The sequence below is a fragment of the Aquabacterium parvum genome, assembly GCF_001447195.1.
GTDB classification, from domain to species: Bacteria; Pseudomonadota; Gammaproteobacteria; order Burkholderiales; family Burkholderiaceae_C; genus Aquabacterium; species Aquabacterium parvum.
The window spans coordinates 59,380-74,527 of sequence record NZ_LFRI01000045.1; the positions used below are offsets into that span (position 1 = coordinate 59,380).

15 protein-coding genes are annotated in these 15,148 nt (G+C 65.2%); 11 read left to right on the plus strand and 4 right to left on the minus strand.

From position 1 onward, the window contains the following. Nucleotides 1-33 precede the first annotated feature (33 nt). A complete protein-coding gene (locus ABG80_RS01035) occupies nucleotides 34-831 on the minus strand; it encodes a lysophospholipid acyltransferase family protein (protein ID WP_235513705.1) in 798 nt (265 codons plus the stop codon). Nucleotides 832-942: 111 nt separating this feature from the next. Here ABG80_RS01035 and ABG80_RS01040 point away from each other — a divergent pair, with 111 nt between their 5' ends. The 7 genes from ABG80_RS01040 (at nucleotide 943) to ABG80_RS01070 (ending at nucleotide 7,484) form a co-directional block, all read left to right on the plus strand. Then, nucleotides 943-2,595, plus strand: a complete 1,653-nt coding sequence (locus tag ABG80_RS01040) for a CTP synthase (protein ID WP_058085935.1) — start codon at nucleotides 943-945, stop codon at nucleotides 2,593-2,595. 27 nt (nucleotides 2,596-2,622) lie between these two features. Then, nucleotides 2,623-3,477 (plus strand): 3-deoxy-8-phosphooctulonate synthase, encoded by an 855-nt coding sequence (gene kdsA / locus ABG80_RS01045; RefSeq protein WP_058085936.1) that lies wholly within the window; start codon nucleotides 2,623-2,625, stop codon nucleotides 3,475-3,477. 81 nt (nucleotides 3,478-3,558) lie between these two features. After that, a complete protein-coding gene (gene eno, locus ABG80_RS01050) occupies nucleotides 3,559-4,842 on the plus strand; it encodes a phosphopyruvate hydratase (RefSeq protein ID WP_058085937.1) in 1,284 nt (427 codons plus the stop codon). 109 nt (nucleotides 4,843-4,951) lie between these two features. Then, on the plus strand, nucleotides 4,952-5,296 hold the full coding sequence (gene ftsB / locus ABG80_RS01055; protein ID WP_083505696.1) for a cell division protein FtsB: 345 nt from the start codon (nucleotides 4,952-4,954) through the stop codon (nucleotides 5,294-5,296). Between the two features lie 10 nt (nucleotides 5,297-5,306). Further along, on the plus strand, nucleotides 5,307-5,975 hold the full coding sequence (gene pnuC / locus ABG80_RS01060) for a nicotinamide riboside transporter PnuC (protein WP_083505697.1): 669 nt from the start codon (nucleotides 5,307-5,309) through the stop codon (nucleotides 5,973-5,975). Further along, nucleotides 5,972-6,706: an AAA family ATPase gene (locus ABG80_RS01065; RefSeq protein WP_235513706.1), complete on the plus strand. Its 735-nt coding sequence runs from the start codon at nucleotides 5,972-5,974 to the stop codon at nucleotides 6,704-6,706. The genes pnuC and ABG80_RS01065 overlap by 4 nt, the downstream gene beginning before the upstream one ends. Continuing rightward, nucleotides 6,675-7,484 (plus strand): pseudouridine synthase, encoded by an 810-nt coding sequence (locus ABG80_RS01070; RefSeq protein WP_058085938.1) that lies wholly within the window; start codon nucleotides 6,675-6,677, stop codon nucleotides 7,482-7,484. Before ABG80_RS01065 ends, ABG80_RS01070 begins: the two co-directional genes overlap by 32 nt. A gap of 30 nt (nucleotides 7,485-7,514) precedes the next feature. Here the strand turns inward: ABG80_RS01070 and hslO are convergent, their stop codons facing one another. Continuing rightward, nucleotides 7,515-8,501 carry an Hsp33 family molecular chaperone HslO gene (hslO, locus tag ABG80_RS01075; protein WP_058085939.1) on the minus strand — a complete coding sequence of 329 codons (987 nt, stop codon included), beginning with the start codon at nucleotides 8,499-8,501 and terminating at the stop codon, nucleotides 7,515-7,517. Between the two features lie 16 nt (nucleotides 8,502-8,517). Beyond that, complete coding sequence (locus ABG80_RS01080) at nucleotides 8,518-9,054, minus strand: gamma carbonic anhydrase family protein (RefSeq protein ID WP_058085940.1); 537 nt, start codon at nucleotides 9,052-9,054, stop codon at nucleotides 8,518-8,520. 134 nt (nucleotides 9,055-9,188) lie between these two features. On the opposite strand from ABG80_RS01080, the gene ABG80_RS01085 reads away from it, so the two are divergent. From ABG80_RS01085 to ABG80_RS01095, 3 genes are all read left to right on the plus strand, one after another. Then, nucleotides 9,189-9,737 carry a peroxiredoxin gene (locus tag ABG80_RS01085; protein WP_058085941.1) on the plus strand — a complete coding sequence of 183 codons (549 nt, stop codon included), beginning with the start codon at nucleotides 9,189-9,191 and terminating at the stop codon, nucleotides 9,735-9,737. Nucleotides 9,738-9,813: 76 nt separating this feature from the next. After that, on the plus strand, nucleotides 9,814-10,590 hold the full coding sequence (gene yaaA, locus ABG80_RS01090; RefSeq protein ID WP_058085942.1) for a peroxide stress protein YaaA: 777 nt from the start codon (nucleotides 9,814-9,816) through the stop codon (nucleotides 10,588-10,590). 11 nt (nucleotides 10,591-10,601) lie between these two features. After that, on the plus strand, nucleotides 10,602-11,438 hold the full coding sequence (locus ABG80_RS01095) for a 2OG-Fe(II) oxygenase (RefSeq protein ID WP_058085943.1): 837 nt from the start codon (nucleotides 10,602-10,604) through the stop codon (nucleotides 11,436-11,438). A 38-nt stretch (nucleotides 11,439-11,476) separates the two neighbouring features. On the opposite strand, the gene ABG80_RS01100 is transcribed toward ABG80_RS01095, so the two are convergent. Next, entirely contained in the window at nucleotides 11,477-12,865 is a 1,389-nt protein-coding gene (locus tag ABG80_RS01100) for a DEAD/DEAH box helicase (RefSeq protein ID WP_058085944.1), read from the minus strand. A gap of 300 nt (nucleotides 12,866-13,165) precedes the next feature. Here ABG80_RS01100 and dnaX point away from each other — a divergent pair, with 300 nt between their 5' ends. Further along, entirely contained in the window at nucleotides 13,166-15,103 is a 1,938-nt protein-coding gene (dnaX, locus tag ABG80_RS01105) for a DNA polymerase III subunit gamma/tau (protein WP_058085945.1), read from the plus strand. Nucleotides 15,104-15,148 lie beyond the last annotated feature (45 nt).

Sequence of the window (15,148 nt, forward strand, 5' to 3'; positions counted from 1 at the left end):
CGCGCTGGTGCGTTCTGACGCGCAGCCCGGCGCTCAACCTTGCTTTAGCAGCGCCTCGGCTTCGCGGTCGAGCTGCTCGATGCACTCGGCCATGGCGGCGTGGCAACGCTGCATGAGTTCAGGCACGTCGTCGGCCGTCATGCCCGTGGTCGGGATCGGGGGCAAGGTGCGCATCACCACGGCGCCGCCCACCCAGCGGTTCAGGTTCATGGTGCGGGTGTAGTTGTTGGCACACACCGGCACGACGGGCACCCCGGCGTTGATCGCCATCAAGAAGGCCCCCTTCTTGAACGGGCCCAGGCCCTTGCCGTGGCCGCGCGTGCCTTCGGCAAACACCCACAGCGACATGTCCTTGTGCTGAAGCGTGTCGGTGGTGGTTTCCATGGCGCGGCGGGCCTGCACGGCGTTGCCGCGGTCAACCAGCACGTTGCCGGCCAGCCAGTACAGTTGGCCGAACAGAGGCAGCCACTTCAGGCTGGTCTTGCCCAGGCTCACCGTGCGAACGGGCACCACCTGGCCGAAGACGAACAGGTCGTGGTTGGAGATGTGGTTGGCGACAATGATGGCTGGGCGCTGGTGGTTCAGCACGCCGTCGGCTTCGATGCGCTGGCGCAATCCCATGATGCGCAAGGCCGGTATACCGTAGACCCGCGCACACAGGCGGCTGTTGTCCGGGTTGAAGGGGCGACACAGGCCGATCAGCAGGCCGATCACGCTGGCGATCACGAAGTGCACGGCCAGCAGGAGAATGCGCAGCAGGGACAGCAAGGGGGCTCCCGGGCAGGTCAGGGCGCTCTCGCGCCCGTCAACGGTGACAAAGCGCCGGATCATACGCCCGCATGAGGGTTGGCTCGCGCAAAACCTGAGGCGGCCAGAGCCCGGTCCGCCTATAATGCCGCTTTACCACCGCAGCGATCCCATCAGAGGATCGCACCTGCGCAAATGACCAAGTTTGTCTTCGTCACCGGCGGTGTGGTGTCCTCGCTTGGCAAGGGCATCGCCGCTGCGTCTTTGGCTGCCATCCTCGAATCCCGAGGACTCAAAGTCACCCTCATCAAGCTCGACCCGTACATCAACGTGGACCCGGGCACGATGTCGCCCTTCCAGCATGGCGAGGTCTTCGTGACCGACGACGGTGCCGAGACCGACCTCGACCTGGGTCACTACGAGCGCTTCATCACCACGCGGATGAAGAAGGCCAACAACTTCACCACCGGCCAGATCTACAAGTCGGTGCTGGAGAAGGAACGCCGTGGCGACTACCTGGGCAAGACCGTCCAGGTCATCCCCCACATCACCAACGAGATCCAGGACTATGTGCGCCGTGGTGCCGGCGTCGGCACGCCCGATGCGGTCGACGTGGCCATCGTTGAAATCGGTGGCACCGTGGGCGACATCGAGTCGCTGCCCTTCATGGAAGCCGCGCGTCAGCTGTGCCTCAAGGCCGGCCCGACCAACGCCGCCTTCGTGCACCTGACCTACGTGCCCTTCATCGCGGCTGCGGGTGAGCTGAAAACCAAGCCCACCCAGCACACCGTGCAGAAGCTGCGCGAAATCGGCATCCAGCCTGACGCGCTGCTGTGCCGCGCCGACCGCGCCATCCCGGCCGACGAGCGCGAGAAGATTTCGCTGTTCACCAACGTGCCCGAGTCCGGCGTGATCTCGGTCTGGGACGCCGACACCATCTACAAGGTGCCGCGCATGCTGCACGAGCAGCACCTCGACGACCTCATCTGCAACAAGCTGCAGCTGAGCACCAAGCCGGCCGATCTGTCGCGCTGGGACAAGCTGGTCCACGAGGTCGAGAACCCCAAGGGCGCGGTCACCATCGCCATGTGCGGCAAGTACACCGAGCTGTCGGATTCGTACAAGTCGCTCAACGAGGCCCTGCGCCACGCCGGTATCCACAACCACGCCCGCGTCAACATCGAGTACGTCGACTCCGAGTCGCTCACGCCTGATACGGCGGGCACGCTCTCGAAGTTCGACGCCATCCTCGTGCCTGGCGGCTTCGGCAAGCGCGGTGTGGAAGGCAAGATCATCGCGGCGCAATACGCCCGTGAGCACGGCATTCCCTACCTGGGCATCTGCCTGGGCATGCAGGTCGCCACCATCGAATACGCCCGCCACAAGGCAGGTCTGGAAGGCGCCAACTCCACCGAGTTCGAGCCGCAAGGCCCGCATCCCGTCATCGCCCTGATCGACGAGTGGCTGGATGCCGACGGCACCGTGCAAAAGCGCGACGCCTCGTCCGACCTTGGCGGCACCATGCGCCTGGGCGCCCAGAGCTCCGACGTCAAGCCCGGCACCATCGCCCACGAGATCTACGGCGACGTGGTCACCGAGCGCCACCGTCACCGCTACGAAGCCAACGAGCGCTACCTCGACAAGCTGCAAGCCGCTGGCCTGGTTATCTCGGCCATCACGCAGCGCGAAAAGCTCACCGAGATGGTCGAACTGCCCAAGGCCGTGCACCCCTGGTACGTCGGCGTGCAGTTCCACCCCGAGTTCAAGTCCACCCCCTGGGATGGCCACCCGCTGTTCAAGGCCTACATCAAGGCCGCCCTGGACCACCAGGCCGCGGCCAAGAAGTGACCTGATCGAGAACCAAGGATTGAAGCCATGAAGCTCTGCGGATTCGACGTCGGCCTTGAGCACCCCTTCTTCCTGATCGCCGGCACCTGCTCCATCGAGAGCCTGGAGTTGTCGCTCGAGGTGGCGGGGCGCCTTCAGGAGGCTTGCAAGCCCCTGGGCATCCCGCTGATCTACAAGGGCTCCTTCGACAAGGCCAACCGGTCCTCGGGCACCACCGCCCGTGGCCTGGGGCTCGACAAGGGCCTGCAGATCCTCGACGAGGTGCGCCGCCAGACCGGCCTGCCGGTGCTGACCGATGTGCACGACGAATCGCAGGTGGCCGAGGTCTCCAGCGTGGTCGACGTGCTGCAGACCCCGGCCTTCCTGTGCCGCCAGACCGACTTCATCCGTGCGGTGGCCAAGTCGGGCAAGCCGGTCAACATCAAGAAGGGCCAGTTCCTCGCGCCCTGGGACATGAAGAACGTCATCGACAAGGCCCGCGCTGCCGCGCAGGAGGCCGGCCTGTCGCCTGACCGATTCCTGGCCTGCGAGCGCGGTGTGAGCTTCGGCTACAACAACCTCGTGGCCGACATGACCAGCCTGGCCGAGATGCGCAAGTCCGGCGCGCCGGTGGTCTTTGACGTGACCCACTCGGTGCAAAAGCCCGGTGGCCTGGGCGGCGCCAGCGGTGGTGCCCGCGAGATGGTGCCGGTGCTGGCGCGTGCCGGCGTGGCAGCCGGCGTGGCCGGCCTCTTCATGGAGACCCACCCCGACCCGGCCAAGGCCTGGAGCGATGGCCCCAACGCCGTGCCGCTCAAGCACATGAAGGCCTTGCTCGAAACCCTGGTCGAACTCGACCGCATCACCAAGAAGAACGGTTTCCTGGAAACCGACTTCAACTGAAGTCCTAAAATCCACGGTTTGCCTGCAGCCCAGGCAGGCCGTTTTTGCTTTCCAACCATCCATCCATTTGAGGAACCCCTGATGAGCGCCATCGTTGACATCATCGGCCGCGAAGTGATCGACAGCCGCGGCAACCCCACCGTCGAATGCGACGTCCTGCTGGAAAGCGGCGTCATGGGCCGTGCGGCCGTGCCGTCGGGCGCTTCGACCGGTTCGCGCGAAGCCATCGAGCTGCGCGATGGCGACAAGTCGCGTTACCTGGGCAAGGGCGTTCTGAAGGCCGTCGAGCACATCAACACCGAAATCGCCGAAGCCGTTCTGGGCCTGGACGCTTCCGAGCAAGCCTTCCTGGACAAGACCCTGATCGACCTGGACGGCACCGAGAACAAGGGCCGCCTGGGCGCCAACGCCATGCTGGCCGTGTCGATGGCCGTGGCCCGCGCCGCCGCCGAAGAAGCCGGCCTGCCCCTGTACCGCTACTTCGGCGGCATGGGCGCCGTGCAACTGCCCGTGCCGATGATGAACGTCATCAACGGCGGCGCGCACGCCAACAACAACCTCGACCTGCAGGAGTTCATGATCCTGCCGGTGGGCGCCCCGACCTTCCGCGAAGCCCTGCGCTACGGCGCCGAGGTCTTCCACGCCCTCAAGAAGATCCTGCACGACAAGCACATCAGCACCGCCGTGGGCGACGAAGGTGGTTTCGCGCCTTCCGTGGCCAGCCACGAAGAAGCCATCCAGCTGATCCTGCAAGCCATCGAAGCCGCAGGCTACACCGCTGGCGAGCAGATTGCCCTGGGCCTGGACTGCGCTGCCTCCGAGTTCTACAAGGACGGCAAGTACCACCTGGAAGGTGAAGGCCTCGTGCTGACCGCTCAGCAATGGACCGACATGCTGGCCACCTGGTGCGACAAGTACCCGATCATCTCGATCGAAGACGGCATGCACGAAGGCGACTGGGAAGGCTGGAAGATCCTGACCGAACGCCTGGGCAAGAAGGTGCAGTTGGTGGGCGACGACCTGTACGTCACCAACACCAAGATCCTCAAGGAAGGCATCGAGAAGGGCATCGCCAACTCCATCCTCATCAAGATCAACCAGATCGGCACCCTGACCGAAACGTTTGCCGCCATCGAGATGGCCAAGCGCGCCGGCTACACCGCCGTGATCTCGCACCGCTCGGGCGAGACCGAAGACAACACCATCGCCGACATCGCCGTGGGCCTGAATGCTGGCCAGATCAAGACCGGTTCGATGAGCCGCTCGGACCGCATGAGCAAGTACAACCAGCTCCTGCGCATCGAAGAAGACCTGGGCAACGTGGCCGTCTACCCTGGCCGCAGCGCTTTCTACAACCTGCGCTGATCGCGGGAGCCCTGAGCCAGGCGTCTGATGCCAGGACAGGGTGAAACACAGCGGGGCCTGGTGTTGAACCAGGCCCCGTTTTTCATGGTCGCTCGTGGATAATCTGCGCATGCGCGTGGCTTTTTTCGTCCTCATCGCCTTGCTGGCGGCCATCCACGCCGAACTCTGGTTCGGCAAGGGGGGCGTCCCCCGCGTCATGACCCTGCGTGCCGAGGTCGATGCGCAGCAAAAAGCCAATGCACAAGCCCAGGCCCGCAACGACCAGCTTGCGGCCGAAGTGCGAGACCTCCAGGAAGGCCTGGAGATGGTCGAGGAAAAGGCCCGCACCGAACTGGGCATGGTCAAGCCCGACGAGATTTACGTGCAGCTCACCACCAAGGCTCCGCCAGTTTTGAGTGCGCCGTCTTCTTCGGCCTCTTCTGGCGGCTCTCCTGCCGTGCCCGTCACGCGTTGACCCAAGGTCCATGAGCGCCTCCTGGAGTGGCCTGGCGGAACACCTGGCCTGGCTCGATCCTTGGCTTTTGCCGCTGGTGGCGGACTGGGCATTGCCCATCAGCCGTCTCGAAGCCGTCGCGTCGCTCCTGGCCCTGGCCATGGTGGGTTTCAACCTTCGCGTCAATCCGCTGGGCTGGCCGCTGGCCATCGCCAGTTCGGCCTTGTATGCGCTGCTGTTTGCGCGCAGCCGCCTGTACGGTGAGGCCGCCTTGCAACTTGTTTTCATTGCCTTGTCCGCATGGGGCTGGGCTCAGTGGGTGCGTGGGCGAGATGGCTCGGGCCAAGCGCTGCAGGTGCGCCAGCTCAAGCCCGTCAAGCGCTGGCAATTGCTGGGCGTCACAGCCCTGTTGTGGGGTGTGATCGGTGCCTTGCTCGATGCCTGGACCGATTCAGACGTGCCTTATGGCGATGCCTTGCCCACCGCAGGCAGCCTGGTCGGGCAATGGCTGTTGGCCCGCAAGTGGGTCGACAACTGGCCCTGCTGGCTGGCGGTGAACCTGCTGAGCATGGCGTTGTTCGCGCACAAGGGGCTTTGGCTCACGGTGGGGCTTTATGGGGTCTTTGCCGTGCTGTCTTGCGTGGGCTGGGTCGCGTGGACCCGGCGCGTTGGCGCAGAGCGGTGGAGGGGCCTGCCTTGAGTGCGGCGATCGGTGAAGACAAGCATGAGTCCACCCGGGCGCTGGTGATCGGCATCGTCGGAGCCGAGAGCACCGGCAAGACCTTGCTGGTCAAGGAATTGGGCCGCACCTTGCGTGAACGTGGGCTGCAGGTGGTCACGGTGCCCGAAGCCCTGCGTCTGTTTTGTGATCGCGAGGGTCGCACACCTCGGGTCGATGAGCAGCGAGCCATCGCCGAGGAGCAAACGCGTTGCATCGCTGCCGCTGCGCAGCGTGGGGCCATCGTGCTGGCAGACACGACCGCGCTCATGACGGCGGTCTACAGCGAGGTGATGTTTTCAGACACCAGCCTGCACGATCAAGCGCTTGCCCAGCACGCGCGCTGCGACCTCACGCTGTTGACCGCGCTCGACCTGCCCTGGGTGCCGGACGGCATCCACCGCGATGGCCCCAAGGTGCGCGAGGCGGTGGACGCCTGCCTGCGCCGCCTGCTGCAACAAGGTGGCGTGCCGCACGCGCTGGTCATGGGCAAGGGACTGCGTCGCCAAGCCAATGCGTTGAGCAGCATCGAGCACCTGCTCAGCGCGCCGACTCGCAGCCAGCGGCAGGCGGGGGGCTCGCGCTGGCGCTGGTTCTGCGACAACTGCGATGACGGCGAATGCGAGCAGCACTGGCTGACGCGCGCGGTGGCAAGCGGGACGCGAGATCCTTCGGCCCCTGATGACACGCAAGGTGGAGCCGATGTCGGCTGACGTGCCGGCGATGCCGGTGCTGCCCGTGCTCTGGCACGAGGGCGACTGCATCGCCATCCACAAGCCGGCAGGCTGGCTGGTGCACCGCACCGGCCTGGACGCAGGAGAGACGCGCTTCGTGGTCCAGACGCTGCGGGATCAGCTGGGTGTGCCCGTGCACCCGATCCATCGCCTGGACAAGGGCACCTCGGGCGTGCTGCTGATGGCGCTGTCGCCCGATTCGGCCCGGCGCCTGTCGGCTTGTTTCGAGCGTCGGGAGGTTCACAAACGTTATGTGGCCATGGTGCGCGGCTGGCCGCCGCTCGAGGCTCACGTGGACCACGCCTTGCGTCCGGATGACGCGCCGCCCGATGCGCCGCCACAAAGCGCCATCACCGATTTCCGCCTGTTGGCGCGATGCAGCCTGGACGTGCCGGTGGATCGCTACCCGCAGACCCGCGTGGCGCTGGTCGAAGCGATGCCGATCACCGGTCGCCGACACCAGATTCGGCGCCACCTCAAGCACCTGGCGCATCCCATCATCGGCGATGCCACCCACGGCAAGGGAGCGCACAACCGCTGGTGGGCAGAGCACCTTGGCATTCAGCGCTTGTGGTTGCACGCGGCCTCGCTGAGCCTGCCGCACCCGCATCGACCGGGAGAGAGCCTCCACATCGTTTCACCGCCTTCATCGGCGACGTTGAACGCAGACTGGCAGCGACTGCTCGGTCAGCCTTGGCAATGGGCCCAAGCCGATGCCCGCGATCGGTTTCTGGCCGGTCTCGTGCCCGCCCACTGAGCCGCAGGTCACTGTCGGCTCACTGCCGTCTCACTGGAGGCTGCTCGAGCCTGGCGGCGTGTTGGCCTCACCGGTGAACAGCCCCGCCGCATCGACGGGGTCAAAGTGGTAGTGCTCGCCACAGAAGTCACAGCCGATCTCGACCTGGCCCTGTTCGGCGATGATGCTGTCGATCTCTTGCTGACCCAGGCTGCGCAGCATATCGGCCACTCGCTCGCGTGAGCACGTGCAGACGAAGCGCGGGCCGGTGGGCCCAACCTTGGGCTCGAAGTAGCGCAGGTCTTCTTCCCAGAACAGGCGACGAAGGATGGTCTCGGCATCCAGCGTCAGCAGCTCTTCGCGCTTGAGGCTGGCCGCCAGCGTGGCAATGCGGTTGTAGGCCTCTTCGAGCTCTTCTTCCGTGGTGGCCACGCGGTCGGTGCCAGCCAGGTTGGCCTCGCCTTCGATGGGCATGCGCTGGATCAGCAGGCCTGCGGCAATCTCGTCGTTCGCCGCGAGGATCAGCTTCGCATCAAGCTGCTCCGACTTGCGCATGTACTGCTCCAGCACCTCGCCGAGGTCGTTGAGCAAGCCGCCATCGACGTGGTTGAGCGAGACCACGCCCTGGTAAGGCTGCTGGCCGGGCTGGCGGTCTTTCGGGTCGAGCGTGATCGCGCAGCGGCCCTTGCCATGGTTGTTGACCAGCACCTCCAGCGGCAGGCTGCCACTGTCTGTTGACGGGATGTCACCGACCACCTTGGCCGTGCTGCGGAAAGACAGGTCGGGCTGAGCCTCCGTGACGGCGAGCTTGACGGGCCCGTCGCCGAAGATCTGCAGCACCACCGCGCCGTTGAACTTGATGTTGGACTGCAGCAGCACCGTGGCCGCGCTCATCTCGCCCAGCAGGCGGCGCACCGGCTCTTCGAAGCCGCCACCGGCTTCGCGTCGGCGCAGCAGCTCCTGCCAGGACTCGGTCAGTCGCACCAGGACGCCACGCACGGGCAGGCCCTCGAACAGGAATGTGTGCAGTTCGCTCATGAAAGCTCGATTCAACTCAGTTGGATGGCGCGTCGATGCGCACCATCGCGGTCTTGTATTCGGCCGATTTGGCCACGTAGAGGCCCGTGCCCAGGCGCATGCGCAGCAGGTCGGCCTCGGTCAGCGGGCGCACGGCCTTGGCGGGCGAGCCCATGATCAGCATGCCGTCTTCAAAAACCTTGCCTTCGGTGACCAGCGCACCCGCGGCGACCAGGCAGTTCTTGCCGATCACGGCGCCATTGAGCACCACGGCCTGGATGCCGATCAGCGAACCGGCACCGATGGTGCAGCCGTGCAGCATGGCCTGGTGGCCCACCGTCACGTCTTCGGCGATGTTCAAGGGAAAGCCGATGTCCGTGTGCAGCACCGACGATTCCTGGACGTTGGAGCGCGCACCGATGACGATGGGTTCGTTGTCGCCGCGCAGCGTCACGTGTGACCACACGCTGGCGCCCTCTGACAGGGTCACGTCGCCGATGACATCAGCCGATTCGGCCACGTAGGCGCTCGGGTGCACGGTCGGGGCCTTGTCGTGAATGCGGTAAAGCGCCATGGTGGTCTCGTTGGGAGTGGGATGGTGATTCTAAAAGCCCGAGCGATGGTGTGCATGCCACCGCCTCAGGGCAAAATCAGGGGCATCCGAACCACCGAAACCGTTCACCGCGCCCCTGGGCGCAGGGAGTCCCCATGAAAACCGTTGGCGACAAACTGACATCGTTCAAAGTTGTGGGCGTCAAGCCCGGTTTCAAGCACCCCGAAGAGCACGGCCAGTCTGCGTTCGAGGAGCTGACCGAGCAGAGCTTTCCCGGCAAGTGGAAGGTCATTTACTTCTACCCGAAAGATTTCACCTCGGTGTGCGGCAGTGAGGTCGAGGCCTTTGCCCGCCTGGCCAAGGATTTTGCCGATCGCAACGCGGTGCTGATGGGCGGCTCGACCGACAACGAGCATGCCAAGCTGGGCTGGCGCCGCGAGGCTCCCCAGATCGATCAGCCTGGCCACCACGCCTTCGCAGACGAGTCCGGCCAACTGGTCGACCAACTGGGCGTGCGCGACCGAGCCGCGGGCATCGCCCTGCGCGCCACCTTCATCGTGGACCCCGACAACGTCATCCGCCACGTATCGGTCAACAGCCTGATGGTGGGACGCAACCCCGACGAGGTGCTGCGTGTCCTCGATGCCCTGCAAACCGATGCCGCCTGCGCCTGCAACCGCCCTGTGGGTGGCGTCACGCTCTGACGGATTGCCCAAGTCGCACTGAGCCCATCGCCTGCCCTTGCCAGACCTTGCCAGACCTTGCTGTCGCCCCCCGAAGATGCTGATCCTGCTGTCCCCGGCCAAGAGCCTCGATTACGACACGGCCCCCACCACCGATCGACACACCCTGCCGCAGTTCGTGGCCGAGTCGTCGGCGCTCATCGAGGTGCTGCGCCCCTACACACCCGCACAACTGTCGTCCCTCATGGACCTCAGCGACGCGCTGGCCACGCTCAACGTGGCCCGCTACGCCGCCTGGTCACCTCGCTTTTCCGCGCGCAACAGCAAGCAGGCGGTGCTGGCGTTCAATGGCGATGTCTACGAAGGCCTGGACGCCGGCAGCCTCAAGCAAAAAGACCTGGACTGGGCCCAGGAGCACGTTGCGATCCTCAGCGGCCTGTACGGCATCTTGCGGCCGCTGGACTGGATGCAGCCCTACCGGCTCGAGATGGGCACCAAGCTCGCCAACCCACGTGGCAAGGACCTCTACGCCTGGTGGGGTGATCAGCTCGCCGAGCACCTCAACCAGCAACTTGCCGAGCAGGGCAGCGATGTGGTCATCAACCTGGCCTCGCAGGAATACTTCAAGTCGGTCAAGCGCAAGGCCCTGAAGGCGAGGGTGATCGAGTGCGTTTTCGAAGACTGGAAAGCCGGGCAATGGAAGGTCATCAGCTTCCATGCCAAACGCGCTCGCGGCCTGATGGCCCGCCACGCCATCCTTCATCGCGCCAAGGGTCCCAAAGACCTGCTGAGCTTCGATGCCGAGGGCTATGCACACGACGCCGCAACGTCCACACCTGAGCGCCTGGTTTTTCGGCGCCGCATCGAGGGCTGACAGGGCGAGACATGAACAGCCGCCAGACCATCACCCCTGAGTTGCGAGAGTGGCTCCTCGCACAGGTGGCGGCCGGCCACAGCGCGGACAGGGTGCTCGCCTCCATGCAGGCCAGTGGCTGGGACAGCAGCGTCGCCATGGAGGCCATTCGCGAAGTCATGCCCGATGCGCTGCATGACCTGGCTTCGGTCGCGCTCGAGATGCCCGACTTGCCAAACGGCGCTGGGCACCGTGTTCAGGCGCACGATCGATGGGTGGATGTCCTGGTCTGCATGCGCCAGCCGCGCATCGTGGTGTTTCGTGGCCTGCTTGCCGACGCCGAATGCGACGCACTGATCGAGCTGGCTCGCCCGAGGCTCTCGCGCTCCGAAACCGTGGTCAACCGCACCGGCGGCAGCGAGGTCAACGCCGCGCGCACCAGCCAGGGCATGTTTTTCTCGCGAGGCGAGGGCGCGCTGGTAGGTGCCGTCGAGGCCCGCATCGCAGCCTTGCTGAACTGGCCTGTGGACAGGGGCGAAGGCCTGCAGGTGCTGCGCTACGGCGTGGGGGCCGAGTACCGGCCCCACTTTGATTACTTTGATCCTGCGCAGCCGGGCAGCCCGGCCATCCTCAAACGGGGAGGGCAGCGTGTGGGCACGGTGCTGATGTACCTGAACACGCCCGAATCAGGTGGCGCCACCACCTTTCCGGATGCGGGCATCGAGGTGCATGCGCAGCGTGGCAGCGCCGTGTTCTTCTCGTACGAGCAACCCAGCCCACTCACGCGCACCCTGCACGGCGGAGCGCCCGTGCTGGCAGGTGAAAAATGGGTGGCCACCAAGTGGCTGCGGGCTGGCCGTTTCGACTGACTCGGCGAGCAGGTGCCCGCCATCACCCCAGGCTGAAGTCAGGCGCTTCGGCGGCGGCGAACCATCACGGCTGCGCCACCATCGCCAGCGTCTTGCCGACCACCACCCTGGCGAGACGAAGCTTGTTGGCGTCCACCGCCGCCTTGTCCACCGCGCGAGCCAGCGCCTTGGCCGGACCCCGATGAACCGCGGTTGCCGCCGCCGCCACCTGACCGCTGACCACCGCCGCCGCCAGCCCCACCGTGAAGCACCCGTCGACCCAGCTGAATGGGCTCAGGCCGAGCATTCGGGTCGGGTGCAAAACCGGGGATCACTTCGCGCGGAATCTGCCGCTTGATGAGTTTCTCGATCGAGGCCAGGAAGCCATCCTCGTCAACGCAGACCAGGGACACGGCTTCGCCCTCGGCCCCTGCGCGGCCCGTGCGGCCAATGCGGTGCACGTAGTCTTCAGGCACGTTGGGCAGTTCGTAGTTCACGACGTGTGGCAGCTGATCGATGTCGATGCCACGCGCGGCGATGTCTGTGGCGACCAGCACGCGCAGGTCGCCCGTCTTGAAGTCGGCCAGTGCCCGGGTGCGGGCGCTCTGGCTCTTGTTGCCGTGGATCGCCATGGCCGTGATGCCCTGCTTGTCGAGGTACTCGACCAAGCGGTTGGCGCCGTGCTTCATGCGCGTGAACACCAGCACCTGGTGCCAGTCCTGGCTGAGGATCAGGTGGCTCAGGAGCTCCTTTTTGCGATCGCGGTCCACCGGGTGCACCTTCTGCGCGATGGTGTCGGCGGTGGCGTTGCGGCGGGCCACTTCGATCACACGAGGCGAGTTGAGCAGGCGCTCGGCCAGCGCCTTGATTTCGTCGGAAAAAGTGGCGGAAAAAAGCAGGCTCTGTTTTTTCGGCGGGAGGATATTCAGCACACGACGGATATCGTGGATGAAACCCATGTCCAACATGCGATCCGCTTCATCAAGGACGAAAATCTCGACGTCATCGAGTTTCAGGTTTCCTTGCTGGTGGTGATCGAGCAAACGACCGGGTGTGGCAACCAGGATATCGACGCCTTGGCGCAAGGCGTCAATCTGGGGATTCATGCCGACCCCACCAAACATGACCATCGATTTCAGAGACAGGTATTTGCCATAATTTCGGACGCTTTCCTCGACCTGAGCTGCCAACTCACGCGTCGGGGTCAGGACCAGCGCTCGGATGGTGCGCTTGCGGGCACCCTCTGGCGCGGACGCAGACAGCTTTTGCAGCATGGGCAGCGTGAAGCCTGCCGTTTTGCCGGTTCCGGTTTGTGCGCCAGCCAACAAATCTCCGCCAGCGAGCACGGCCGGAATGGCTTGCGACTGGATGGGTGTGGGGTGGTCATAACCCGATTCTTGGATGGCACGCAAAATCGGTGCAGACAAACCCAGGTTTTCAAAAGACATACAGCGAGCCCGCTTGGTGCGACGCGGCGACTGCACTCACGTCGGCCGGGCTCGGTCTGCATGAGTCAACCGGCGTCCGCCAGTTAAATGGAATCATCGAACCTGACGGAAGTGTCCGGTCGATCCCTCGTCAAATTGTATGGGTGCCCCCACATCCGGGTGGGGATGATTTGACGAAATGAGGGGTGACTTTCTGAATATGAATGTTACCAGATGTGGCGAATGTTGTGGGCGCCACATCAAGCTTTTGACTTCCATTGCGACCCGGGGGCCAGGCGCGGCAGCCCCTAGAATCCGTGCATGACATCGACGGTTCTCGCGCGCAAGCACCGGCCAGGCAGCTTTGAGGCCATGGTCGGCCAGGGGCATGTGGTCCAGGCCCTCTCCAATGCGCTGACGCAGCAGCGACTGCATCACGCCTACCTTTTCACGGGCACCCGCGGTGTCGGCAAGACCACGGTTTCGCGCATCCTGGCGAAATCGCTCAATTGCATCGGCGCAGACGGCTTGGGGGGCATCACCGCTCACCCCTGCGGTCAGTGCCAACCTTGCCGCGACATCGACAGCGGTCGCTTTGTCGACTACGTCGAGCTGGATGCTGCTTCGAACCGTGGCGTCGAAGAGATTTCCCAGTTGCTGGAGCAAGCGGTCTACAAGCCGGTGGTCGGGCGCTTCAAGGTCTACATGATCGACGAAGTGCACATGCTGTCCACGCACGCCTTCAACGCCATGCTCAAGACGCTGGAGGAGCCGCCCGACTACCTGAAATTCGTGCTGGCCACGACCGACCCACAGAAAGTGCCGGTCACGGTGCTGTCGCGCTGCCTCCAGTTCAACCTTCGCCCGATGGCGGCGCAAACGGTGCAGAGTCACCTGGCAGAGGTGCTGGACAAGGAAGCCGTACCCCACGACGCCGCCTCATTGCGTCTGATCTCGCGTGCGGCCCGTGGCTCGATGCGTGACGCCATGTCCCTGACCGACCAGGCCATTGCCTTTGGCGGCGGTGGCCTGCAGGAAGACGTGGTGCGGCAGATGTTGGGTGCGGTCGATCGCAGCCATGTGCAACGCCTGATCGAGGCCGTTGCCGACGGCGATGGAGCGGCGCTGGTGGCCGCGGTGGATGCCTTGCGCGATAGAGGTCTGTCTGCTGCGGGCACGCTGGAAGAGATGGCGGCTGCTTTGCAGCGCATGGCGGTGGTGCAGGCGGTTCCGTCGCTGTCCAGCGACGCGGACGACCCCGATGCAGAAACCTGGGCCAGCCTGGCGCCAAGGCTGGCACCTGACGAAACCCAGCTGTTCTACAGCCTTTGCCTGCAGGGGCGAGCCGAGCTGGCTTTGGCGCCTGACGAACACAGCGGGCTGCTCATGCTGATGTTGAGGCTGCTGGCCTTCAAGCCAGGCGGCGCTCACAACCGGGGGCCCGGCGACCCAAAAGCTGAGGGCTCGGCGGTCGCTCAGTCCGCCGAGCCGGTCTCTCGCGCCACCAGCACCGCTGCCCCGGCTGCGCCGTTGGCGCCTTCGCGCCAGCCTCAGTCCCAGCCCCATGCACGGCTCGCTCCGCGGCCAGGCCCGGCGGCTCCGCAGCCAGGTGCGCAGTCGCCTGTCCGAGCCGGCGTTGACCCTGGGGGCCTGGCCACATCGGCATCTCAGGTCGGCAGCGCGCCCACGCCTTCGCCTGCAGGGCCGCCTTGGGATGACGAGCCTCCGCTGGCCGAGCCTGACGCCGCGCTAGCTTCAGACTGGTCGGACGATGGGGCGCCGCCTGAGTTGAGCACTGAGGCCCTGGGTGCCGAGCAGACGCCCGCCCCATCGCTGGGGGCGCAGTCCGCTGACCCCGATCCCTTGGCCGACACCTGGGCCGATGTGGTGGCCCAGTTGCAAAGCCGAGGCCTGATCACGGCCCTGGTGCGCGAGCTGGCAGTTCAATCCCAATGCCTGGCGCACCGGGTCGAGGGCAATTCGGAGCACTGGAAGCTGCGTGTGGAGCGTGTCAGCCTGATGGGCGAGATGCACCAGGAGCGACTGAATCAGGCTTTGGCTGCGCTGTCGGGACGCGAGGTGCGCATCGAGCTGGAGCAGGGCGCCGCCTCCAACACACCGGCTCAGCGCGACCTGGCCGCCAGGGAGGCGCGTCAGCGTGCGGCCGAGGCCTTGATCGCGGCCGACCCGCTGGTTCGCCGCTTGATGACCGAGCACGCTGGCGCACGCATCCTGCCCGGCTCGGTGCGCCCTTTGTGAGCTCAGTGGCCTTGGCCTTGAGCGACAATCCCATCCGTTTTCTCT